The organism is Pontibacillus chungwhensis (assembly GCF_030166655.1).
Lineage (GTDB): Bacteria > Bacillota > Bacilli > Bacillales > BH030062 > Pontibacillus.
On the sequence record NZ_CP126446.1, the window covers coordinates 2,633,319 to 2,658,311 of the forward strand.

General features: G+C 39.9%; 24 protein-coding genes. 10 read left to right on the forward strand and 14 right to left on the reverse strand.

Features of this window, described 5'->3' with window-relative positions:
* From QNI29_RS13730 to QNI29_RS13745, 4 genes are all read left to right on the forward strand, one after another.
* On the forward strand, positions 1–210 hold the full coding sequence (locus QNI29_RS13730; protein ID WP_231417072.1) for a hypothetical protein: 210 nt from the start codon (positions 1–3) through the stop codon (positions 208–210).
* Between the two features lie 135 nt (positions 211–345).
* Positions 346–681, forward strand: coding sequence for a PadR family transcriptional regulator (locus tag QNI29_RS13735; RefSeq protein WP_231417073.1), 336 nt, complete (start codon positions 346–348; stop codon positions 679–681).
* Complete coding sequence (locus QNI29_RS13740; protein ID WP_231417074.1) at positions 682–1,221, forward strand: DUF2812 domain-containing protein; 540 nt, start codon at positions 682–684, stop codon at positions 1,219–1,221.
* Positions 1,222–1,240: 19 nt separating this feature from the next.
* Positions 1,241–1,765: a DUF2812 domain-containing protein gene (locus QNI29_RS13745; protein WP_231417075.1), complete on the forward strand. Its 525-nt coding sequence runs from the start codon at positions 1,241–1,243 to the stop codon at positions 1,763–1,765.
* Positions 1,766–1,872: 107 nt separating this feature from the next.
* Here QNI29_RS13745 and QNI29_RS13750 read toward each other — a convergent pair whose 3' ends face one another.
* The 4 genes from QNI29_RS13750 to QNI29_RS13765 all read right to left on the reverse strand — a co-directional run bounded on the left by QNI29_RS13750 (position 1,873) and on the right by QNI29_RS13765 (position 6,434).
* A complete protein-coding gene (locus QNI29_RS13750; protein ID WP_284526495.1) occupies positions 1,873–3,474 on the reverse strand; it encodes an N-acetylmuramoyl-L-alanine amidase family protein in 1,602 nt (533 codons plus the stop codon).
* A gap of 209 nt (positions 3,475–3,683) precedes the next feature.
* A complete protein-coding gene (locus QNI29_RS13755) occupies positions 3,684–4,715 on the reverse strand; it encodes an AbrB family transcriptional regulator (protein ID WP_231417077.1) in 1,032 nt (343 codons plus the stop codon).
* A 210-nt stretch (positions 4,716–4,925) separates the two neighbouring features.
* Entirely contained in the window at positions 4,926–5,849 is a 924-nt protein-coding gene (locus tag QNI29_RS13760; protein WP_231417078.1) for an HD domain-containing phosphohydrolase, read from the reverse strand.
* Between the two features lie 213 nt (positions 5,850–6,062).
* Positions 6,063–6,434: a hypothetical protein gene (locus QNI29_RS13765; protein ID WP_231417079.1), complete on the reverse strand. Its 372-nt coding sequence runs from the start codon at positions 6,432–6,434 to the stop codon at positions 6,063–6,065.
* 221 nt (positions 6,435–6,655) lie between these two features.
* On the opposite strand from QNI29_RS13765, the gene QNI29_RS13770 reads away from it, so the two are divergent.
* The gene (locus QNI29_RS13770; RefSeq protein ID WP_231417080.1) at positions 6,656–6,889 is read left to right on the forward strand and encodes a hypothetical protein; all 234 of its coding nucleotides are present in this window, start codon (positions 6,656–6,658) and stop codon (positions 6,887–6,889) included.
* 4 nt (positions 6,890–6,893) lie between these two features.
* Here QNI29_RS13770 and QNI29_RS13775 read toward each other — a convergent pair whose 3' ends face one another.
* A complete protein-coding gene (locus QNI29_RS13775) occupies positions 6,894–7,862 on the reverse strand; it encodes a quinone oxidoreductase family protein (RefSeq protein WP_231417081.1) in 969 nt (322 codons plus the stop codon).
* A gap of 42 nt (positions 7,863–7,904) precedes the next feature.
* Complete coding sequence (locus QNI29_RS13780; RefSeq protein WP_231417082.1) at positions 7,905–8,309, reverse strand: VOC family protein; 405 nt, start codon at positions 8,307–8,309, stop codon at positions 7,905–7,907.
* 167 nt (positions 8,310–8,476) lie between these two features.
* Here QNI29_RS13780 and QNI29_RS13785 point away from each other — a divergent pair, with 167 nt between their 5' ends.
* A complete protein-coding gene (locus QNI29_RS13785) occupies positions 8,477–9,022 on the forward strand; it encodes a hypothetical protein (protein WP_231417083.1) in 546 nt (181 codons plus the stop codon).
* A 344-nt stretch (positions 9,023–9,366) separates the two neighbouring features.
* Positions 9,367–12,099, forward strand: coding sequence for a glycoside hydrolase family 31 protein (locus QNI29_RS13790; protein ID WP_231417084.1), 2,733 nt, complete (start codon positions 9,367–9,369; stop codon positions 12,097–12,099).
* A 41-nt stretch (positions 12,100–12,140) separates the two neighbouring features.
* Here QNI29_RS13790 and QNI29_RS13795 read toward each other — a convergent pair whose 3' ends face one another.
* From QNI29_RS13795 to QNI29_RS13825, 7 genes are all read right to left on the reverse strand, one after another.
* Positions 12,141–13,682 carry a BCCT family transporter gene (locus tag QNI29_RS13795; RefSeq protein WP_231417085.1) on the reverse strand — a complete coding sequence of 514 codons (1,542 nt, stop codon included), beginning with the start codon at positions 13,680–13,682 and terminating at the stop codon, positions 12,141–12,143.
* Positions 13,683–13,955: 273 nt separating this feature from the next.
* Entirely contained in the window at positions 13,956–15,233 is a 1,278-nt protein-coding gene (locus QNI29_RS13800) for an Nramp family divalent metal transporter (protein ID WP_354665908.1), read from the reverse strand.
* A 210-nt stretch (positions 15,234–15,443) separates the two neighbouring features.
* Positions 15,444–16,391, reverse strand: a complete 948-nt coding sequence (argF, locus tag QNI29_RS13805; protein WP_231417086.1) for an ornithine carbamoyltransferase — start codon at positions 16,389–16,391, stop codon at positions 15,444–15,446.
* Between the two features lie 13 nt (positions 16,392–16,404).
* Positions 16,405–19,605, reverse strand: coding sequence for a carbamoyl-phosphate synthase (glutamine-hydrolyzing) large subunit (gene carB / locus QNI29_RS13810; RefSeq protein WP_231417087.1), 3,201 nt, complete (start codon positions 19,603–19,605; stop codon positions 16,405–16,407).
* On the reverse strand, positions 19,592–20,671 hold the full coding sequence (locus QNI29_RS13815) for a carbamoyl phosphate synthase small subunit (protein ID WP_231417088.1): 1,080 nt from the start codon (positions 20,669–20,671) through the stop codon (positions 19,592–19,594). Before QNI29_RS13815 ends, carB begins: the two co-directional genes overlap by 14 nt.
* A gap of 231 nt (positions 20,672–20,902) precedes the next feature.
* On the reverse strand, positions 20,903–21,316 hold the full coding sequence (locus tag QNI29_RS13820; RefSeq protein ID WP_231417089.1) for a hypothetical protein: 414 nt from the start codon (positions 21,314–21,316) through the stop codon (positions 20,903–20,905).
* A 104-nt stretch (positions 21,317–21,420) separates the two neighbouring features.
* Positions 21,421–22,101, reverse strand: coding sequence for a hypothetical protein (locus QNI29_RS13825; RefSeq protein ID WP_231417090.1), 681 nt, complete (start codon positions 22,099–22,101; stop codon positions 21,421–21,423).
* 287 nt (positions 22,102–22,388) lie between these two features.
* Between QNI29_RS13825 and QNI29_RS13830 the strand changes: the two genes are divergently transcribed.
* The 3 genes from QNI29_RS13830 (at position 22,389) to QNI29_RS13840 (ending at position 23,916) form a co-directional block, all read left to right on the forward strand.
* Positions 22,389–22,823 (forward strand): VOC family protein, encoded by a 435-nt coding sequence (locus QNI29_RS13830; RefSeq protein ID WP_231417091.1) that lies wholly within the window; start codon positions 22,389–22,391, stop codon positions 22,821–22,823.
* Between the two features lie 24 nt (positions 22,824–22,847).
* Positions 22,848–23,237 carry a hypothetical protein gene (locus tag QNI29_RS13835; protein ID WP_231417092.1) on the forward strand — a complete coding sequence of 130 codons (390 nt, stop codon included), beginning with the start codon at positions 22,848–22,850 and terminating at the stop codon, positions 23,235–23,237.
* A gap of 145 nt (positions 23,238–23,382) precedes the next feature.
* Positions 23,383–23,916, forward strand: coding sequence for a DUF420 domain-containing protein (locus tag QNI29_RS13840; protein ID WP_231417591.1), 534 nt, complete (start codon positions 23,383–23,385; stop codon positions 23,914–23,916).
* A 60-nt stretch (positions 23,917–23,976) separates the two neighbouring features.
* Here the strand turns inward: QNI29_RS13840 and rsgA are convergent, their stop codons facing one another.
* On the reverse strand, positions 23,977–24,990 hold the full coding sequence (rsgA, locus tag QNI29_RS13845; protein ID WP_231417093.1) for a ribosome small subunit-dependent GTPase A: 1,014 nt from the start codon (positions 24,988–24,990) through the stop codon (positions 23,977–23,979).
* Positions 24,991–24,993 lie beyond the last annotated feature (3 nt).

Sequence of the window (24,993 nt, forward strand, 5' to 3'; positions counted from 1 at the left end):
ATGGATTTTTTAAGCTGGTACGATTGGATTACGCCCACGACTCCTAAAGCTTCTTTTTTTATTTGCACCATTTTAACCTTTTTGATTGGTGTCTTCGTTTGGTTTGAAACGAAGAAGAAATCTAAAGTTGCCGCATCTATGGGTGGTAGTTTAATTGCCTCTTGTATAATTATTTATCTTTTACTGCGACTTGGCTACTATTCTTCCTAACTACAACTAAGACATTTACCCTTTATTTTTTCTAAAATATACCTTTAAAAGATTGACTTTCCTAAAAATAAACGATATATTTCATTTATCGATATATCATTAAATGATATAAAATTAACGTAAGGGAGTATTTTTATGGCAAGAAGCGATACCCTTGAAGCTGGTGAACTGACAGATACCTCTTTCTATATATTACTTTCTCTTACAGAAGCGAGGCATGGCTATTTAATCATGCAGAGGATTGAAGAACTCACGAATGGAAAAGTATCTATTGGTCCTGCATCTTTGTATACCACGATTAAGAAATTGCTTTCTGGCGGATTCATTGAACAACAAGGTGAAGGTACAGGAAAGCGTAAAACGTATATCGCGACAGAGCGAGGAATCCATTTATTAAAGAAAGATATGGAACGCCGAGAGAATATTCTCGCACATGCGAGATTGGTTCTGAATGAGGAAGGAGAACAATAAATGAGGAAAACAAAATATATTGCAAGCGGCGGCCTTGCCTTTTCCGAAGAAGAAGACATGAAAAAACTATCTTCTCTTTCTGAAGAAGGTTGGATTGCTAAGAAGTTAGCTCCATTTGGTTATGTGTGTAAGCGCGGCGAGTCAAAATCGCTTCAGTATGCTGTTGATTATCGAAAAGATGCAGATGATGAATACTTTGCCTACTTTGAAGAAGCTGGATGGACTCATGTTTCAACAGCCGTTAATTACATTCATTTATTTAGCGCTCCTGAAGGGACAACCCCTATCTATACGGACAAACCATCAACCATTGAGAAATACGAAGCAGAGAAAAGAGTCATGGGAAGGGCAGCTTTACCTACATTGCTCATCACGATCGCTCTCTTTATGCTATACCCATTAAGTGATTTAAATTGGATGGCCGATATATTCGGTGAAGTTGGCATTGTTTTAGGCTACGTATCTATGATTGTGCTCGTTTTTACAGGAATGCCTTATCTTGGTTTTAGAAGAAAAGTTCATAAACTACGAAAATCTTAAGAAACCAGGGGGGATTCTGATGAGCAAGCAAGTATTTAAACTATTTCCAGCATGGAAAGATGATCAAGAAGAAAATTGGTTAAGCGAGATGGCTCAAGATGGATGGAGATTGTCTTCTTATAGGTTAGGTATATATTCTTTTGAACCATCTTCTTCAATCGAAGAAGTCTATAGGCTAGATTATAAAGGGAGTTCAGACCGAGATTTAGAAGATTATAAATCTTTATTTGAAGATGCAGGATGGGAGCATGTCACCCGCTTCCACGGTTGGCACTATTTTCGAAAACCACTATCAGATGGTCAAGATACCTCTGTTATTTACACAGACCAGGCCTCAGAAGGGGCTAAATACAAACAGTTGCTAACTTTATTGCTTCCGTTATTTCTCTTAATCATAGGTAGCGTTACATCTCTTCAAGCTCAACCTGGTTATACGTTCGTCTCAATTATAAAATGGATCTTCTTTTCTCTAATTGCTTTTTACATTTATGCCATGTTAAGGGTTTATATCAAAATGAAGAAAGTTCAGAAAACACAACTATAAACTACTCCGACATAAAGCTTCCTATCACAGAGAACCCAATCATTACATAAAAGAGCATTCAGAATTATAGATTCTGAACGCTCTGATTTATTTCGTATTAAAGTTTACTAGAAATAGTTCACGATCCCGTTAACCAGATTCTTTACAAACTTTTCTTTATGAGCCTCATCTTTAATATTTGATAGATCAGACCAATTAGACAGGAAACCTATTTCAATTAATACAGAAGGAACTGTATTCTTTCGGTTTACCCGGTAATGATTTGATCCATCGATTCCACGAGGGCTCTCCCCGAATACTCCTTTAATTTCTGACCAAATAGAGGTCGCTAAGTCTTTGCTTTTTTCCGGGTAGTCATTTTGTTCCCCTTCATCACACCAATCCTCTTGGATGTCACAAGGAGTTGTATTGTAAAACAACTCTGACCCACTTACAGAAGCGTCTGCAATCGTATTCGCATGAATGGACAGAAAGATATCGGCATTATGTTCTTCTGACATCGCTGCACGGTCATCTAGTTCTACATATACATCTGAATCCCGGGTTAAGATGACGGTAGCACCCATTGATTCAAGTTCTTGTTGTAATTCTTTCGAATACTCAAGATTAATATCCTCTTCCTGGGTCTTATCATCGATTGCTAGAGCTCCGTTGTCATACCCTCCATGACCAGGATCTAGAATAATTCGTTTTCCTTCTAACAATTGACCATTAGAAGTTTCTTGTATGTAGTCGGTATGAGCCCAACCTTCACTTCCTTCATAGGAAACATAAGCCCATTCACCGCTGTATTTCGTTATCATCACTTTAGTACCATAAGGAATCTGATCTTTCACAGATTCACCCGGTGCACTCCGAATGTTTAGTACATCGGCTGTAATCATGCCCTGCGTACTTTCATTTGAAATGTAATCGGAATGAACCCAACCTTTTGAGCTTCCGTACCCGATATAGTACCATACACCTTCTGTTTGAAGAATGGACACAGTCGTCCCTTCCGTAATTTGATCTTTCAAGGAGCCACGAAGTGTGGGCTCAGACCTTACGTTAAGATAATCTGCTACAACCGTTCCATTTCTGATCGTTTCAAAATCTTGTTCGCTTTGACCCTTATAAACCCACGAAGGACCTAAATACGTGTTTACTTTATACCAATCGCCTCTTTGCTCCAAAACGTCCATTGTAACAGGTTTGGCTACACCTATTTTTGTACTTTTATCAGGTGACTCATAAATGTTGAAGTTTTCTGAAAATGATACTTCACCAATGTACTGGGTCGTTTCTTTCTTAACCCAGGTGTTACCGAGGTAAGTATGTACTCTGTACCAATCGCCCCTTTGTTCAAGGACGTCCATACTAGTAGGCTTCGCTGCGCCAATTTTAGTTGATGTGTCTGGACTCTCATAGATATTAAAGACTTTATTAAAACTTACTTTCCCAAGGTCCTCAGTTTCTTCGATAAAATTTAAGCTTGACCATCCGATTAAATCTCCAAACTGAACCTTTGCCCAACCTTCCTGCCGTTCAAGTATTTGAACCTCGCTGTTATCTTGTAAGGATCCAATAATTGTTCCGTCAGTTGGGGTCTCTCGTACGTTTAAGGTCGTATTCACATCTACCGTTCCCGTTTCTGCTGCAACATTCATGATAGGGTTTAATAACAAGGTAACGCCCAGTGCTGTTGATGTCATAATCTTTTTGTAGTTCATTCTGTACTCCCTTTCCAATATTTATCTATGAAATTACCTTTTTTATCTTTGTTAGGAAATTTCATAGACCCCCTCTTTTTATAATGAGAGCTCTAACAGAAAGGAACAAGACCTAACCATAAATTCGAAATATTAAATCTATTGAAAATAAATCCTGAATTTCAAACTTCAGGTTAATTTACTAAAATATAGGGATTATTCACCCGTCTTCAACTATAGGACCTCTTCTCAAGAAACCATTTCAACCCTATCGGCACGATCATAACAACAATTAGAAGTCGAACCAGTTGAAGGGAGCTTACAATAGCCGGGTCCCCACCTACACTCTGAGCGGTTAATGCCATCTCCAATAACCCTCCTGGAGCCACACTCAATACGCCTGTCGCAAAACTTACCCCCATCCATTTACTGAAGAGGTAACCAAAACCAAACGATAAGAGAATAAGCCATAAGGATAACCCGAAGTAAATAAGACAATACTTCCCCGCTTTTCTTATATCCTTAACTGATACTTTATGACCAAGGTCGACCCCGAGCGTTACTTGAGCTAATACGAAAAGGAAGGATGGAAGAATGTACATCGGCATTCCAATTGATTGAAGGGTTCCTACTAGGATCATAGGCACAATAACTAAGGCTGCCGGAATTTTATTATTTAATTTTCGAGCGAGGAAGAAACAAGCGATATAAATGATTAATGTGTACCATGCCCCTTCACTAGCATCAGGTAATGAGAACGAACCACTCGAATCCCCTCCAGAGAGGAAATGAGTTGCTATAAAGGGAATAATAAAAAGGACAGCCATTAGGCGAATCGTATGAAAAATGGTGACCAAAACGGTATTGCTTTCTAGAGCATCACTTAGTGCAATGGATGCAGATAATCCACCTGGTATAGTCGCAAGCATCGATGTATCCTTTTGCACATTACTCCACTTCGAAACCAAATATCCGTTTAAAAGACTGATTGAGATGAGCAAAATAGAAAACAACAAATAAGGGAACAAGTACGGACCAATCTCCGTAAATGTCCCCTTCGTAAAGGCTGACCCAAGCTGGATTCCTAGTAAAGCAAAACTTACTTGCTTTAATATCGGTGAAGAATCTAAAGATGCGGCAACAGTCACTTTATAAAGTAAAAGCGCAAAAACTGCACCGAGCACCCAGGGAAGAGGCAGTTGAAAGAAATAAAATAGTAAACTTCCAATGGAAGCGATTATATATGTTTTTAATAGGGTCATAGTAGCACGTCCTTAGAGGGGGCTTCGATTATAGATTAGTTATTAAACCGCTCATATGGCTATACACGGACATGAAAAAGCTCTTTATCCATTTGAATAAAGAGCTCGTTCGATTAATTAAAGAATGGAATCGGAACACTCTGTGGTTCGATTACCAATCCAGCTGCTAAAGCAGTCATCGCTAAGAAATATACCATTTTTTTCATCTTTTTACACCCCTTGTTTCATTTTACTCCATTCTGGAATTAAATCAATAAATATTTTTACAACTTCTGGATGAAACATTGTCCCTGCATTTTCATTTAATTCTTCAATAGCATTTTCCACCGACATCGCTTTACGGTATGGACGATCGGTTGTCATAGCATCAAAGGCATCTACTACGCTAACTATATACGCCAGTGGAGAAATCTCATCTCTTTGTAAACCATTGGGGTATCCTTTGCCATCAAAACGTTCGTGATGCTGTTCCACGATTGTACCAGAAGCCCTCATATAGGGGCTATCTGTCGCTTCCAATAATTCTTTTCCATATGTACAGTGCCGTTTCATTTCTTCCCATTCTTCTTCCGATAAGGGCCCTTCTTTTAAGAGGATGGACTTAGGAATCATAATTTTACCAACATCATGCAAATAAGAGGCATAATTAAGGGTACACATATCGCCCGGGGAAAGCTCCATCCTCTCTCCAATAAGCATTGACATTTGCATTATCCGTTTACAATGCTCCGCCGTATACCCATCTTTAAGCGCTACTTCGATCGCTAATTCTTGATTTTTCCTTACGATTTCAGAGAAAAACTGAAAAACAGGTTGAGAAGATATATAAATAAATTCTGTCTCTTCTAAAGCTAGAAATACAAGACCTTGTTTTATAGGAGAAGCAGACACCACGTCACCAGTCGATAGCACTTTTGTCTCCTCATCTACCGTTACCTTCAATGACCCACTAGTGATGAAAATACTCTCAGAGGCTGTCCAACCTTCTTGGGGCTGCATAGACCATCTTGAACCTTCTTGTAAAGTATGATGAATTACTTCTGTTCCATCACCTGTAGAAAGCAACTTAACAGTAAGCCCTGCATAGCGGACTGCTTCAATAGGTCTATCTAAGGATGTAAGGTATTCGTTCAAGGTATCCCTTCTTTCATTCTTTCTATTTATAGTTGGTATAATTATAGCAAAAAATAAACCTATCCTAATAGGAGGAATACATAAATTTCTTTATTTGTTAACCACTACATCCCATTCTATTTTCTATATCATTCAATATAAATGGACACATCCCACCCTCTCTTTCTATCTATCGCCAAAATTGAGGAAATCTTTAATTCCGCATTCCTTCACCTATTGAGCCGTTAGCCTTTTAAACCATTTATCTACAATTGAATACAAGTCCGGTTCCGTGTCATAATAATGCCCATCCACCATCGTTAATGTACATCCGAATACCTTTTTATCTTCATTATATAAACGAATAGAATACCTAAATCCGTCTCGCTTTTCTTGATTTTCCTGAGGATGGAACTGAACATCTTCCACTTGGTCTATGAATCGATTGACCCTCTCAAGATCTTCAATTGATCTCTTTTCCCCGGTCTCCCCGCTCACAATTTCGATTCTAGTTACCTCTCCGCTATAAAATTCAGCGAATGTCTCTGTTTCAAGTCCGCACCCCACTAAAATCAATAGAAGTATACCAATTACATATTTCCTCATACCTATTCCTCTCTTCTCATTTTCCTGTAACAGTCGTTTTACTACTATAAAAGTTTCATATGTATAATCATAAAAAAAGAATCTTGATGAGTTTCTCTTCAAGATTCTAGAGTTAATGCCCATTTTTGTTAATTGGGGTCGTCAGTCAAACATACTGATCTATCAAAATTCACCTAAATATATGGTATAATAGAAGCACTATGAACAAAGTGGGGATGGATATGAATACAGAGAGAAGTCCTTTAGATTATAGCGGCGAACGCTTTCCTGTCTATTTTGAAGTATCTGATTTAGAAGCTGTCTATACGGTTTTAGAATCCCTTCAATTTGTCGGTCAAATTGAAGCAAGAGAACATGGGTATATTGTTTCTATTGCTATGCAGCAAATACCTGAAGTAGTGCGGACACTTGCCCAAGAGAACATTGCTATTTACGCCGTCATTCCAGATGCTTAATGTCTCATCTATTTACATTTATCACCAGTTTGCCTATGCTTCTACGGGACTCAACCCACGCATGGGCATCCCTTATCTCTTCAAGCGAATATTGTTTGCTTACAGGTATATGTAATTGTTTGGTCTCAAGCAACCTAAGTACTTCGTGTGCTGCCCCCCTAATAGTTTCCGGTCTTTCTTGTCTGGTGGTACCTAGACTATAACCTAATATAGATCGGCAGCTTTTATGTAACTGACTCGTTTGGAATTGACCAGTGTGTCCACCAGCATTTCCAAATTGAACTAACCTTCCATAGTGAGCGAGACAATTCAAGCTTTCTTTAGAAACTTTCCCTCCCACTGAGTCTAAGACCACATCCACTCCTCCCATTCTAGTGATGACCTCTTCACTAAATCGATCGTTAAGAAAAACATGATCTGCCCCTGCTTGATAGGCTATTTCTAATTTATCCTTATGGCCAACCACTCCAACAATCGTTCGCGCTCCCATCTGTTTCGCTAACCCTATGGCCGTTGTGCCAACACCACCTGCTGCAGCATGAATGAGAACCCGTTCCCCTAACCGTAAGCGAGCAATGTCATGTAACAACTTATAAGCAAGAATACCAACAGTCGGACAAGCAGCAGCCGTCTCATCGTTTAAGCGATTAGGAACCTTATACGTCAACGTTTCACTAGCCACAACATATTCCGCATATGAACCTTCTTTCGGAAACGCAATGACCCGTTGCCCAATTTCGATTTTCGAAACGTTCTGCCCCTTTTCAACGACTACCCCCATCGCATCTAATCCAGGAGTAAATGGAAAGACACCCTGCGTCCCGCTTCCCTTTCGCTTCTTGATATCGGCGAAGTTCACACTCGCCTTGTTTACTTTTATCAGCACTTCATCTTCATTGATCTCAGGTAGGTCCGCTTCAACTACGCACATAACTTCAGGTCCACCAAACCTTCTTACTTCAATCTTCTTCACTTCCATCCCTCACTTTGCTATATAATCACTTCTGAATTTTGATTAAATTCCATTTGTATTCATAAGCACTACACGCCACCCGTCCGGGTCTTCAATCGTTTTTCCTTTCTCCCTCCAATAAGGATTCTCAGGTTCTACTTCCGCATAGCCCATTTCACCGAGTCGTGCCGTTACCTTACTGATCTCTTCTTCAGAAGGGATATAAAAAACAAGTAAATTATCCTGAGTAGGAGCTTTACAAGGACTTCCGTCATCATGTTTAGTGAATTCTAAATGATAGGATAAGCCTGGTAGTCCGAGGATAACTCCATGGTACCCATTATGTCCGGAGAATTCGGTTAAGCGCCTCAGCCCAATCCCTTTCTCATAAAAACCTACAACCTCTTCAAATTGATCTGTTGGACGAGCCACTCTTACTTGCACAGCTGTGAAATCATTAAATTCCATTTTCATTCCTCCTCTTCAAGAATAATCTCATTATAAAGGAAGCATGAAACGGTGAATAATACGAGTTTTTTATAACATTCGATTACATTTTATTATCACAAAGACTCACAATGCGGACTTAATATGGATAGTATATAGCACTTACAACGGATTGAGGTGGATGGAATTTGCGTAAATCTCGACACTTTCTTTTTCTTATCTTACTTGTCTTTATCGCTATGACAGATTGGATTGTATGGTTTTTCTACCCGAAACCTATCCACCATACCCTTCAAGGAGTTCGTTATCAATTAGAAGCTGATAACCCTACGCTAGAATCGATTGAGGTTCATATTGAAGGCACAATCCAAAGAAAACTCACTCTAGAGAAAATCTTTAAGGGCACATTTGAGATCGACAAAAACCGGATCCCCCCAAATGTTTCCGGCTCGAATAAATTTGAAATTACACTGAACCTCTTACAAAATCGAGCCGGTTATATTCCAGATATTAGTCAGAAGCAGAATTCCGATACTTCTGAAAACTATGGTCTACTTTTTGCTAATGATAACTTTACCCAAATCACGATAGTAACATTACACAAGACAATTAATGATACAAACCAAGATAATAGAAACATCACTATTATTTCAGCCCCCAGTCCTATGGAAACCAAACCATTAGAGATATCAGAAAATGTTATAAGAAACCTTTTACATGATCCCATAGATTAGATTGATCTCAAGGAGACTTCAGCCAAGTTGTCTCCTTTCCCATACATGCATTATGATAGCAAGTTTGGATATGTATGACTTTCATACTCATTTTTGCTTAGTAACGTAATGAAAAAGAAACAGCTCAAAACTACCACACTTTTATATTTGTCATTCTTTTGTATTAATTTTTTAATACATATTTAAAACGAAAATTACTTTGTCACACATAAAGAAACCCCTTACATTAGCCCTTTCTGCTCACATATCACACCTCCTCCCTATAATTGACCACAACATCTTCTAAGCTGTAGAGTTATCTCTGCAATACTTATTCTTAAAATTTTTAGAAGAGGTGAAGAATTTTGCGTAATTCAAAAACAGTTCGAACATTAGCCACAGCCAGTTTGGCAACCAGCTTACTCATCCCTGTAGCCACTCCTTCCCACGTATTAGCTGTTGCAGATGTTTACCCAGAAAAGGAACTAAACAAGGAAGCCGTTGAAAAGCAAAAATTACAAGTCCAAGAGGTTCAGAAAGTAGAAAATGGTGTTCAACTGACACTTTCGAATAATTACCAAGCCTTCATCCGATTAAAAGCCGTCGACCTGGCGAAGGTTTCAATCCTAAAGCAAGGTGAGAAGAACGAGGATACAGCTGCTATTAATAAAACTGATTGGGATACTCCTTCTTTCCATCTTGAAGAGAACGAAACAAGTATTACTCTTTCCACAGATGAGATCACTGTAAGTATCCATAAAGAACCGTTTGGTGTTAAATTTATGGACTCAGAAGGAAACGTTATTAATCAAGATAGCATGAAGTATGGATCAGGATATGAAAATGGAAAACCATACGTATTCAAAGACACAAGTAAAAATGAAGATTTCTATGGATTTGGAGAACAAGCCGGTAAGCTTAATAAACGCGGAGAGAGCATTGGGATGTGGAATAACGATGCTTATGATTATAGTAAAGACACGAAATACTTATATACAACGGTCCCATTCTTTATTGGATTAAAAGATGAAAAAGCGTACGGGATCTTCTTCGACAACAGCCATCGCTCTTATTACGAAATGGCAAGCGAAAGCGATGATTACTATTACTTTTATGCAAATGATGGGCAATTAACCTATTACTTTGCCTACGGACCTGAAATTCAAGATGTTGTAAACCGTTACACAGAGCTCACAGGATCTATGCAACGCCCTCCTAAATGGTCTTTAGGTTTACACCAGAGTAAGTGGGGATACAAAACCGCGGATGAAATTAAAAACATTGTTGATACATACCGCGAGAAAGATATTCCTCTAGATGCTGTTCATTTAGATATTGATCATATGAATGGTTTTCGTAACTTTACATGGGGAGAAGACTTCACTAATGATCCTAAAGCATTCAATGATTACCTTGAGAGCAAAGGGGTAAGTTCCGTTGCTGTAAGTGATCCTGGTATTAAGAAAGACCCTGGGTATTACATGTATGACGAAGGTACAGAAAATGGATACTGGGCGACAAACCCGGATGGAAGTGCCTATGTGGGTGAAGTTTGGCCAGGAGAGTCTGTATTTCCGGATTTTGCCCGTAAAGAAGTTCAAGATTGGTGGGCTGAGAGCCATGCAACAATCATGGATGCAGGTGTAGACGGAATTTGGAACGACATGAACGAACCAGCAGTATTTGATACAGCAACGAAAACCCAACCACTTGATGTTCAATATGGAGATATGGATCATGCTGAATTTCATAATATGTTTGCCCACTACGAAGCTGAAGCGACTGATCAAGCCTTCGATGTGAACAAGAATAATACTCGCCCATTTATATTAACACGTGATATGTACGCTGGCTCTCAGCGCTACGCTACTCTATGGACAGGCGATAACGCAAGTACGTGGGAAGCTTTACAAATGTCTACTCCTATGAACAACAACGTAGGCCTTTCAGGAATTCCTTTCGTAGGAAATGATATCGGTGGATTTGCGAAGCGCCCTTCTGGTGAGCTATTTGCTCGTTGGCTTCAAATGGGAATGTTTAACCCGTTCTCCCGCATTCACGCAGATAATGGCAGTACCGTTGCCTTTGATACTGAAGCGAAGGATATACCAGGTCAAGAACCGTGGCAATATGGTCAAAAAGTCGAAGATATTAGCAAGAAATACATCGAAATGCGTTATAAACTTATGCCATACCTTTACAATACATTTATACAAGCAAGTATGGATGGTACGCCAATTCAACAGCCACTTGTCTATCAATTCCAAAAAGATGAAAACACCCATGATATTGATCAACAGTTTATGTTCGGTGAATCACTAATGGTAGCACCGATCGTTGAAAAAGGCGCTACTTCTAAAGAAGTTTATCTTCCAAAAGACGAAAAATGGATTGATTACTGGACAGGCGAAGAATATAAAGGTGGTCAAACCATAACAAAAGAGGCTGACTTGTCTACCATTCCACTTTACGTTAAGAAAGATTCGATTATCCCAAAACGTAACGTTCAGCAGTATACAGGTGAGAAACCTCTTGAAAATCTAATCCTTGATACGTATGTCGAGGATCAATCAAACTACACATTCATTGAAGATGACGGAAGCACAGAAGATTATCAAGATGGCGAATTTAATAAAACACAGTTCCATGTCCAGAAACAGAATAAATTCTTATATACATTTAACCAGGATAAGAAAGTCGAGAGCTATAACTCCGAGCTAACTTCATACACTGTGAAGTTACACAATGTAATGAAACCACATTACATTCGAAAAGGTGATAAATTCTATCAAGAAGTAAGTAGCAGTCAAGACGTGAAGGAGACACAAGAATCCTATTACTATGATGAAGATAATCATATACTATATACAAATATCCCTTCAGGTGAGGAAAAAGAAGTTAAAATGCTCGTTGATGGTACTGATAAATCCCAACCACTCGAGAAGAAGATCGAGAAGTTCCATAATGAAGATACCAAGTTAGAGAATAAGCTCAGCAAAGGTAATAAAAAAGAAAAAGCTCTAGAAAAACTTAAGCAAGTTTCCCAAAGCAAGAAATTAAGAATGGCTCAACAAATCGAGAAAGCTTCAAACAAATAATATTTAAAAATGCCCTGCCATTTTCTTTGGCAGGGCTTTCTTTACTCAGAAGCCGACGTAGCTACTTCTTCCTTCCACTTTTTTCTTTCCTTTAATTGAGTACCCCTTTTAAATTCTAAATTCACAGCTTTATAGAAGGAACCGCACATCAGAAGGAGAACAACTGAAAATGGGAGGGCTGTGATGATTAAAACATTTTGCAACCCTTGCGTACCTCCGAAATAAACAATAATCCCTGCAACAAATGAAAGCATAATCCCCCAAACAATCTTCACCATGCTTGAAGGTTCTAGAGAACCATTTGAAGTTAACATTCCTAATACAAAAGTAGCGGAGTCTGCTGATGTAATGAAAAATATCGCAATGACAAATACGGTTATGAATGACATTAACGTACCAAGAGGGTAATGCTGCAGCATCCCAAAGGTAGCTGTTTCTAATGCATATTGAGAGATCTCAGCTACGCCACTCTGCTCTAATTCAAGAGCGGACACACCAAATACTGCAAAGAAGACAAAACATACTAATGAAGGCACTATTAACACGCCTGCCATAAACTCTCTCAATGTTCTCCCTTTCGAGATACGAGCAATAAAGATTCCAACAAACGGTGACCAGGAAATCCACCATGCCCAATAGAAAATGGTCCATGAATTAATCCATCCTCGGCTCTCCTCGTTTAGAGGTGCAATCCGAAAGCTCATATCTACAAAGTTGGTAAGATAATTCCCTAGCGAATTTGTGAACATATTCAATATATGTAAGGTAGGTCCAACGATAAACAATAGAATTAAAAGCGCGAAGCCAAGACCCATGTTAATATTACTTAAGTATTTAATTCCTTTATGTATTCCTGAATAAGCAGAAATGATAAATAAAATGGTAGAAATACCTAAAATAATCATTTGCACACGGTAGTTAGACGGTGCCTGAAATAAAAATGATAGCCCCTCATTGATTTGTGCCGATCCGAATCCTAATGTAGCGGCAACACCAACAACGGTTGCAAACACAGCTAACGTATCAATTAATTTACCGAGCATTCCTCTCATTCTTTGCTCACCTAGAAGCGGAATAAGTGTAGCACTAATTAGCCCTGGATACCCTTTATGAAATTTGAAATAAGCTAACACAAGCGCCACAATACCGTAAATGGCCCAAGCAGATACTCCCCAATGAAAGTAGGAATACTGAAGTGATTCTTTAATTGCTAAATCAGAACCAAGTTCAGCATGTGGTGAACTCTTAAATGCATGTGAGATCGGTTCAGAGGTCGTCCAAAATACCATCCCCATTCCCATACCTGCACTAAAAAGCATGGCAAACCATGTTGGTAAGCTAAAACTCGGTTGATCATCTTCTGCCCCAAGCTTTAATTTCCCAAACTTTGAGAAAGTCAAATAAACACAAAATAGAAAAATAACTGCAAATAGTAAAAGGTAATACCAACCAAACCGTTTCGAAATAAATGCAGTAGCCTGACTTGATACTGTTTCTAAATTCCCCGGTGCGAAAACACCCCATAATACAAACAAGCTACAAACCGTGACGGCATACCAGAATACCGCTGTTACGCTCTTCATAAACTTTCACCCTCCTTTTTCTCTCCAAATTACATAAGAATTGGAATACTACTAGTTACCTCTTTTAAAACACAACAAAACCACTTTTTTCTATTTTTACATAACTTTATTTTTTCTTGAATTACACAAAAAAAGCCTTTAATGTTCAATTTCTGCATTTTAAAACTTTCTTACCATAACATATTATTGTGTTACTTAAAGAAGAGAAAGAAAAAGTGGCCGCGAATGGTTCTTCTCCATCCACGGCCACTTCCTCTATACTCCCACTCCTATTTAAAAGAACTTTTCGATAATGGAATGAACAGCTAAAAAGCCAAATAATACGATACAAAGTGATAACACGACATTCGATAGTGCTGTGCTGCGATAATCTGTAGAAATTCGTGAAGAATTTAATAACCACAATAAGGTTCCTGAAAGAAATGGCATAAATAATGCGCCGAGTGCCCCATAAATGATAATGAGTTCAACAGGTTTACCAAACAGCAACAACAACATAGGTGGAAACGTCAGCCAACAAAGATAGGCCCTATAGGCTGGGTCCTGATCTGAGACGGGTGTGTTCCGCTTCTTCTCCGTTTTATAAAACGGACGAACAAAATCTGCAAATAAGTAAGGAATCCCATTCCATACTCCAAGTAATGATGAAAAGGCAGCAGACCAAAACCCGATTAAAAATAACCAACGTAACAGAGGATTGAATTCACTTCCCATTCGGTCCGCTAGCGTAATTAAACCTTGATCCCCATCAATGGAGATGCCTGTCCCAAATAAAAACTGGCTTCCGATAATCAATAGGGCCAAAGTGAAAAGCGTCGTAATGAAGTAAGCTACTTTCGAATCTAGCCGCATGACGCTCATCCATGAACTCCCTTTCCACCCTTTCTCTTTCAACCAATATCCATAGGAAGCCATCGTTATGGTTCCTCCGACTCCCCCTACAAGCCCTAAGGCAAGCATGAGTGATCCATCTGGAATTCTTGGAGCAAATCCTTCAATCATTAAATCAAATTCAGGTAAAAATAATAGCGCTGTTCCAATGACTGTAACGAACATAACCCCGATCAGGATCATCATCACTCTCTCGAAAAAGCCGTATCGCCCTAGCCAAATTAATGAAAATCCAACGACTCCATGAATCATGGCCCATGCCCAAATAGGTAATCCAGGCACCATCGCATTCATCGCCATGGCGGTTGCCGAGGTTGCTGCTGCCCCGTACACAAAACCCCATATCACAATATAGATGCCAAAATATCCAGTTGTCCATTTACCCAGTGAGCGCCAACCTTGTAAAATCGTCTGACCAGATGCAAGATTCCATCTGCCAACCCCTTCATTTAAAAAGTATTTCAGTATGGCTCCAACTACAATGGCCCAAATAAACGTAAGTCCATAACCTGTCCCTGCTACAAGTGCCGCTACGAGATCACCTGTACCTACCCCTGTTGCAGCTGCTACAAAACCGGGTCCTACCTTTTTCAATCTGCCCATGAAAGTAGCAGGAGCCGCCAATAGATCTCCATTCCTCTGATTTACCTCCGTTTGCAAGCGAATCACCCCTTATTATGTATGCGTTTTCAACTTAATTTCCATTTTCTTATATTAAAGTAAAAAATTCAATAATATCAGAAAATTTAGTCAAAAACTCCCCTTCACTAATAGGTAGGGTTAAATAGATGCCATAAAATAAAGGCCATTCCCCCTATAGAGAATAACCTTTATTTTTTAATACCTTTATATTTTTTCTGCTTCATCAAACTATTGTTCTTTACTGTCGTTCACTTTCAGTAAATATTGAAGGATAGCTTTATGAACATGCAGTCGGTTCTCAGCTTGATCATACACTACAGAATGAGATCCATCTATAATATCAGAAGTCACTTCTTCTCCTCTATGTGCTGGTAAGCAATGCATAAAGATGTAATCTTCTTTCGCTACAGCACACAGGGATTCATTAACCTGATAAGAGGTAAATACTCCTTCACGCTCTAACTGTAAATTTTCCTGACCCATACTTGCCCAAACATCCGTCATAATTACATCCGCATCTTTTACTGCAAGAAAAGGGTCATGTGTAACAGATACATAGTCGTTGGATAAAGCATTCATAACGTCTTCCTTTGGTTCGTAACCTGGCGGAGTGGCCACACACAACTCCATGCCGACTGTACTCGCCGCTTCAATTAACGAATGTGCCATATTATTCCCATCTCCCACATAAGCTACTTTCACAGATGGCAATTCACCCTTTATTTCTTCAATCGTCATTAAATCTGCCATCACCTGTGTAGGATGATGTAGGTCAGTTAGTCCATTGATAACAGGTACCGTAGCACTCTCTGCAAACTGTTCAATCATGTCATGGGAAAATGTGCGAATCATGATTGCATCTACATATCTAGATAGAACCTTCGCTGTATCCTCAATGGTCTCACCACGCCCCAGTTGAAGGTCATTGGAGTTTAAATACAACGCACTCCCACCAAGTTGAAACATCCCAGCTTCAAAGGATACCCGTGTACGCGTCGACGCCTTCTCAAATAGCATCCCGAGCACTTTTCCCTTTAAGTATGGATGCGGAATTTCTTTTTGCTGCAAATCTTTCAGGTAATGTGCTTGCTCAAGAACAGATTGAATTTTTTCAAACGTCCACTCTCCAATAGTTAAGAAATCCTTGGTCTGACTAAGATGGTCTTTTAGATGCATACTCATCCTCCTCTTATTTTGTGACTACCTTTTCACTAGACTGGTGATACGTTTGTAACGAGGTCACTTCTTGCTCTCGTACACTCGTTTTCAATTGCATTCGTGATAGTTGATCGATATGCGTCCAGCATGGCAGCCCAAACTTGGTTGCTAGTGCTCTTATTTGAAAGCCTGTACGCAACTTATCCCGACCTTTCGTTGGCGTGCAATAAACCATATTGATACACCCCTGCTCCATCAGAGCTTCAATCTCTTTTACATCTCTTGAGACTCGTTGAATCGGTAAGCCTAACTTTTCCATATAATCAGATGTCCCAGGGGTTCCGTATAGGTTGATTCCTTGTTTCACAAACCGTTGTAGGTCTTGTAACTGATCTGTATGATCAAGAGAGCTAAATGAACAAAGGATCCCACCTTCTGTCTGAGCTGCAGTAATTGACTTTGCCAAAGCATCTTCTTTTGTATAAGATAGCCCTAGTATTTCTCCGGTAGATTTCATTTCAGGACCTAAGAAATGATCAACATTCCCTAGTTTTCCATTTGAAAAAGCTGGTGCTTTGACCGAGAAAAACGGGGGCTCTTCTAATAGCTCCATCCTGTCATGGACATCCTTTAACGGAATTCCTAGTTGAGCCTGAACGGCCCAATCAATAATCGGAATGCCTGTAACTTTACTTAAAACCGGTACAGTTCTTGATGCACGCGGATTTACCTCGAGAGGATAAACCGTTCCTCCATCGATGACAAATTGAATGTTAACCATACCAACGATTCCTTGATCCTTCGTCAGTTTCTTTGTCATTTCTATCATTTTACTTTTCTCTTCCTCAGTCAGGGTTAAAGGCGGAAAGATAGCTGTACTATCACCCGAATGAACGCCCGCTCGCTCAATGTGCTCAAAGATCCCTGGGATGATAACGTCTTCCCCATCACAGATTGCGTCCAGTTCACATTCTCTTCCATCTATATACTGGTCTAAAATCATGGGCCATACTCGATCTGAAGACAGTTGCAATTGCTTAATATAGGCACGAACATCATCACTGGACCTCAAGATATGCATGGATTCCCCTCCTATAACATAAGAGGGTCTTACCATTAGAGGGAACGATAAGTCGTCGATGATTTCCTCCATATCTCCCACATTCTTGGCAAACGAGCCCTCAATAGCAGGGAGGTCTAAACGCTTTAGTATTTGATAGAATCGATTTCGATCTTCCATACCTGATATGGCCTTAACGGGCGTCCCGGCAATATTCACACCATGTTCTTCTAATTGAGCGGCTAAGTTGATCGCTGTCTGTCCACCGAATTGAATGAATACTAGATTAATCTTCTCCTTTTCTATAACAGAGAGGACATCCTCAAGTGCAAGAGGTTCAAAATATAGACGGTCTGCCACAGAATAATCTGTGCTCACGGTTTCTGGATTATTATTCATCACAATCGTTGTATAACCGCTTGCCTTTAAGGCTTTAGCTGCATGAACAGAACAGTAATCAAATTCAATTCCCTGCCCAATCCGAATGGGGCCAGATCCAAGGACGAGTGCTTTGTCTCTGCTGTCATGGACCACTTCATCGCTACCCGTCCATGTAGAATAATAATAAGGAGTAACAGCTTCAAACTCTCCTGCGCAAGTATCTACTTGTTTATATCCCGGAAGTACACCTACACTCTTTCTAAAGGCTCTGAATTCATGAAGGAACATCTTTAAGCAATCAGCTATCCATTGGTCGCTAATGTTGAAGCGTTTAAGTTCCCATAGTTCAGCCACAGATAAGACAGCTGTTTCTTTTACACGATTTTCTAATGTAACAATGGCACTCATCTTGTATAGAAACCATGGATCAATACTGCTTATAGCGTGAAGCTCCTCTACGGGATATCCTCTATTGAACGCTTCAGCAAGCAAGAAAATCCGCTCATCAGTTGGATTAGTGATACTCCTCATGAGCTGTTCATTAGAAAGATGGTGAAAACGGGTTGATGTTAAACTATGCTGATGAAGGTCAAGAGATCGGATTGCCTTGTTCAAAGCACCTTCAAAGGTACGGTCCATAGCCATTACTTCACCAGTTGCCTTCATTTGGGTATTCAGCGTTCGGTTCCCTTCTTTGAATTTATCAAAAGGAAAACGAGGCAGCTTTACGACGATGTAATCAAGAGCAGGTTCAAAAGCTGCAAATGTTTTCTCTGTAATGGGATTTTCGATTTCATCTAAATGGTAGCCAATGGCGCATTTTGTGGCGATTCTGGCAATCGGAAACCCTGTAGCCTTCGATGCTAAGGCAGACGACCGACTCACTCGAGGATTGACTTCAATGACTTTATACGCATCTGATTGTGGATCTAACCCAAATTGGATGTTGCAGCCGCCCACAATATTTAATGCGCGGATTACTTTAATAGATGCTTCTCTTAGTAACTGATACTGACGATCTGATAACGTTTGTGAGGGAGCAACTACTATTGAATCACCTGTGTGGATTCCGACAGGATCGACATTTTCCATATTGCAGACAATTGTGCACGTATCATTCGCATCCCGTAGCACTTCATATTCAATCTCTTTCCAGCCTAATATACTTTCTTCAATTAGTACCTGATTAATGGGGCTTGCATGTAACCCGGACCGCACAATCTGCGCAAGGTCTTCATGGGTATAAGCGATCCCACCCCCTTCTCCCCCTAATGTATAAGCAGGGCGAATAATGAGTGGAAATCCGACAGTCTTTGAAAACTCGTCTGCTTCTTCTATTTTATGAACTCGAGTTGAGACAGGAATCGGTTCACTTAATTGAAGCATGAGGTCTCTAAATAAATCTCTGTCTTCTCCTCTCTCAATATTATCAACCGAAGTACCTAACACCTCTACGGTATAGCGATCCAGCACCCCGGTGTTTTTAAGATCGATAAGCAGGTTTAAGGCGGTTTGCCCTCCAAGAGTGGGCAAGATCCCATCTGGTTTTTCTTTCTCAATAACCTTCGTAACGGTATGTACATCCATAGGCTCGATGTATACTTCATCCGCCATAACCGGATCCGTCATAATGGTGGCAGGGTTGTTGTTGATCAGAATGACTTTCATTCCTTCTTCTTTTAATGCGAGACAAGCTTGCGTCCCTGAATAATCAAATTCAGCCGCCTGTCCAATCTTTATCGGTCCTGATCCAAGTACGAGTACCGTTTTCAAATCCTTACGAACTGGCATAGGCATTCTCCTTTACTGTGGATATAAAGCTTTCAATCATAAAGCTTGTGTCAGAAGGACCAGCATGGGCTTCAGGATGGAACTGAACACCACAGACAGGCAATGAGGTATGGATAATTCCTTCAACGGTTCGGTCGTTCACATTTTCATGTGTGACCATAAATGGAGTGCGTATTAAACTGTGGTGCATCACTTCATACCCATGATTTTGAGAAGTCATATAAATTTTATTCGTGACTAAGTCTTTGACCGGGTGATTCCCTCCTCTATGCCCGTATAGAAGTTTGGTAGTTGTAGCCCCATGCGCCAAAGCGATTAGCTGATGACCAAGACAAATACCTAAGGAGGGATAAGTTTCTGTTAGTTGTTTAATCACCGGATAGAACGAGGCTAGTTCTTCAGGATTCCCTGGCCCGTTACTAAATAGGACACCATCTGGCTTTAACGAAGCGATTTGTTCAAAAGTAAAAGAGTAGGGAACAACCGTCACTTTACATCCTTCTTGTTGCAAAGATGTTCTGATTGACTTCTTGTAGCCATAGTCCACCACAACAATATGGGGCCCACTCCCCTCATAATGAATCGCCTTCTTTACAGACACTTTCTCAACAGTAGGACCATTTTTCTGATCTGGCATATAGTCTGAAGCTTTCTTTTGAAGAGAAGCTACCATTCTCCCGCGCATCGTCCCTTCCTTTCGAATCAACTTCACAAGAGCTCTTGTATCAACACCAGCAAGGCCACTTATATGATGCTTTTTCATATAAGACACGAGAGAATTTTGAGATTGATAGTGACTAGGAAGATCACACGCCTCTCCAAACACCGCTCCTGATAGGGCGTGCATGTTACTCTCCCCATCTATATCGTTTATCCCGTAATTACCTATCAGAGGATAACAAAATACGATCACTTGATCCGCATAAGAGGGATCCGTCAGAATTTCCTGATACCCTGTCATGCTAGTATTAAAGACTACCTCCCCGTCTTTATCTTTAAAATCGCCTACTTGTACCCCTTCAAAAACGACGCCATTTTCTAATAACAAGTATCCCTTTTCCTCCATGCGCCCCGCCTCCTCTAAAGATCAACATACAAATATTTATTCATTATTTTGTATAAAAAGTGGAATAAAACCTTTAATTACGAATTATTATACATAAAAGAGAATTAATATACAACTATTTTTCAGCCTTTTTAGCAAATTTATTTTACTTATCATCTTAACAATCAAAAATTTACGCTATGCGCAAATAAAAAGAGCACGTTCTGCTGAACAGAACGTGCTCTTTTTAAATTAATTACCCGTGGCGCTCATCGTAGCTACAGCAGCTACAATAGGAAAAGCAAGTAATAGTGGAAGGCAAACCATAAAGAGCATTCGAAGTTTCTCTTTCTTTACTTTATCTGCCTCCCCGTACAGACTAAGGTATTCTTTAAACACATGTCCCCCATTAATGACCGTTATCACAGCTACAAGGATAAGTGGGGTGATCGGGTTAATGGTGGACTGTTCAAGGGTAGTAAACCCAACGACTACTAACGCAATTGGAATAATTTCTGTTACAGCTACACCTATGAATAATTTCGTCTGGATCGATTGAAGGGATTCTGGATGATGGCTAACGTTACGAAGCGCTTTCCGTGAAACAAAACTGATTCCGCTTGTAGCGATTAGTACAGCTATTACAAAATAATAGATCGGATCCAATCTGATAACCTCCTTTTATTTGAAATGTATGTATGGGCTCCTTCATTATACAAGAAAGTCCCGCTCACTTTAACTGGAAATTAGAGTGAACGGGACTTCAACGATTACTCTGCTAATTCTACAAATCTCGCATAATTGGATCGATCGGTTCCTTCTGCATAGTTAAACGAATACTGCTCAAGTACTACACTCACTTTCGCAGTTTCTCCCAATTCAAGATTCGTTGCTTTTTCACCTAATGCCTTTTCTAACTCTTGCTCATTCTCAAAATGCAAATAAACCTCTTGTTTATCGGCGTTACCTTGAACGTGGGGGACGTTGTTAAGATCCTCATTTATAATGAAGATATATTTATCATCACCCATCTCATTTAAAGCTAAGTTGCCTTTCCCTGTAAACTGACCTTCAAAGTCAATGAAATAAGCCGTACTCGGGCTTTCTGTATCCACTTCCTTACTCGTAACAGTAAGCCCCGCTACTTGATCGCCCTTTTCAATAGATTCTGGAGAAAACAGACCAGAAGATTGGTCGGTTGATGTTTCCTTATCTTCCGATTCATTCTCTTTATTTTGTTCGTTTGTTTCTTCTCCATCATTTTGTTCTTTATCTTTGTCTTGCTCGGTGAGCTCTTTTACTTGTTTCTGAAGATCTTTATTCTCTTCTTCCAACTGCTCCATTTTCTGAGTCAGTTCATCCTTCTCTTGTTCTAATTCATCCACCGCATCTCCGTCTGTACAACCAGCCAACAATAATGCAGCGGCAATGCCTAATCCGATTCGCTTCATAGTACCATCCTTCCAATCTTTTCATCTTGCGGAAAATTCACAACGCTCATTATGTCAAATATTACAATCTAGCGCAATCCATCTAAAGTTACAGTTCCCTCAATATGAGCGCAAGGTGGGTCTGGAAACCACTCGCTTTCCTGTGGGGAGCTGGTGAGACCTCCTAAACCAACAACGGACCTTGAGCAGAGTTATACTATGAGGTTGGATTTTCCAGTTGAAAAGGAAAAAGATAGAGTAATAGAGAAAGTGTTAGGTTAGAAAGCAATTTTAAAGGAGGATTTTCAATGTTCCAAATGCACAGTGCTTTTATCCCGGTAACGAATATCGAGCGTTCTAAGAAATGGTATGATGATCATCTCGGCCTGATTAAAGTGGATGAATGGGAGTCCGGAACTGATCACGGGGTGGGGTTTGTTTTTCCTAGAGGAAATACAGGGATTGCGTTAATTGAAGTAACGGAACCTCAGTCTACTGTCTTCACTAGAAAAGGCAATCAACCTAATGTTTATTTCAATTTTTTGTCCGATGATATTGAAAAGGACTATCAAACTTTACAAGATAACCATGTCACCACTACCCCGATTCGACACTCAGAAGAAGTAAGCACGTTTGACTTTGAAGACCCTGACGGCAATTTATTCAGTGTGGTTCAGGAGGCTTCACATTCGCCCTATCATGAGCGTCATATAAAAGATCTTCAAACCCAACACGCAGAATGACCTAACAGGAAAGAAGGAATTGTTATGGGCATTTCTCAAAAAGCGCTCCTTCCTTTTGTACTCATTCTACTAAGTTTATTCGGGTGTGGCGATGACCAAGGAATGTCACAATCTTTTACGACTCAGAACCCTAGACCAGCTGATTTTCTTGACCAGGAAGACGCAGATATCTTCGTCTTAAATGGCATAGTTTATTCGAATGCTGAGGGTTTGGAATGGGTCAGCGAAAAAGAATACACATTAGGAGAAAAGGTCGGGGAAATTACAGAGCAAGCCAAAAAAGCAGAGGAGTTTGGGCATGGGACAGCAAGTCAGTTGCCGGTCGGAACAAGTATTTTTAAAACAAACACGGTCATATATATTGCTGTCGTTAATCAAAGAGAAATCCGTTACATCCAAATGATTGAAGGTTAGATTGTCCACTATAAAAGGCACTGTTTAGTTTTCTCAACCAAAAAAATTAACAAATTTGTCACTGTTGTGGCGAGTTCAGTAGTGAATCTTGTGTTCATTTTCGCTATACTCGGAAATGAACCATTTATTTTAGAAAGGTTGAGGGATCTTGCAAATTGAGAAAAATTACAACTATGTACCATGGGTTGTGGGTCTATCTATTGCCATTAACGCCATTGTCGTAGCCCTTTTATTCATACCGGAAATTGAAAGCGGGTCAAACTTTGACATTACAATCCTACCGCTATTAAATGCCATATTAAATTCATTTACAACGGTATTCTTGCTCGCTGCTTTATTTATGATTATTCGAAAAAATGTCAAATGGCATAAACGCTTTATTTTTGCCGCGTTTACATCAACGGCACTATTCTTAGTTTCCTATCTTACTTATCACTCTATGGCGAGTTCTACATCCTACGGCGGGGAAGGAATTATTCAGTATGTCTATTATTTCATCCTGATTACCCATATAGTGTTAGCAGCAGTCATTGTACCACTTGCGTTACTTACGCTTTTCCGTGGACTCTCCATGAAAGTAGACAAACACCGTAAAATTGCACGCTGGACCATGCCTTTATGGCTATATGTCAGTATCACCGGGGTCATTGTTTATCTAATGATTTCTCCTTATTATTAAACTCAGCTAGAGTGTAATCTCCAAAAAGGTCAGCTTCCTATATGGAAGCTGACCTTTTGTTTATCTTTTATGGGCTTTAGGACTGTGTAACATACGGTTCACTCGGTGAGTGCTGTACTGTTCTTTCAGTGCTAAACGATGCAATTCTCTTTTTAATTTCTCATAGTTTTTTAACCGTTCATGGTCAAGTTCTCCTGCTTCAATGGCTTGCTTCACTGCACAACCAGGTTCACTACGGTGTTTACAATCTCGGAACTTACACTGAAGGCTCAGTTGTTCGATGTCAGAGAATGTGGCATCTACTGCTTCTTCATTCCCCCACAGCTGCAATTCGCGCATCCCTGGCGTGTCAATTACCGTTGTCCCATTTGGAAGAGAAAACAGCTCACGGTGAGTAGTCGTATGGCGACCACGATTATCATCCACACGCACTTGTTGAGTGAGTTGAATTTCCTCACCCATTAAACGATTTAAAAGTGTTGACTTCCCTACTCCAGAGGATCCAATGAAAGAAATGGTCTCATCGGGCAGTAATTCCTGCTTCATTTCTTCTATTCCTTCTCCCGTAAGGTTATTCACCGCATAAACCGGGGCTCCTGGGGCTGTAAGCTCAAGTTTTTGTAATCGTTCATTCACTTCTTCACACAAATCTGGTTTGGTACAAATAATGACAGGGAGCGCTCCACTTTCGTACACCTGTAACACATATCGTTCAATCCGTTTGAGATTAAATTCATTCGTCAAAGCAGTAACAATAAAGACTTTATCAATGTTGGCAGCAATAATTTGCTCACCATGCGTCTCCCCCGCCCTCTTTCGTGACAATAATGTACGCCGGGTTAAGACACGTTGGATAAGAGCCTTCTCGTTGTTATCGTAGGGAATAAATACAATCCAGTCCCCTACGGCTGGTAATTCCCTGGGGTCTTCGGCAATATGATACAAGCTTCCAGCAAGACGCCCTTCTAAGGTTTGATTTTCAGTGAAAACTGTATAATGTCCATGGGTAGCTTTCGCAATACGTCCTACCTTTTCTCCTTCTGCTACCTTGAACTCTTCATTAAATCCGTTCATTCC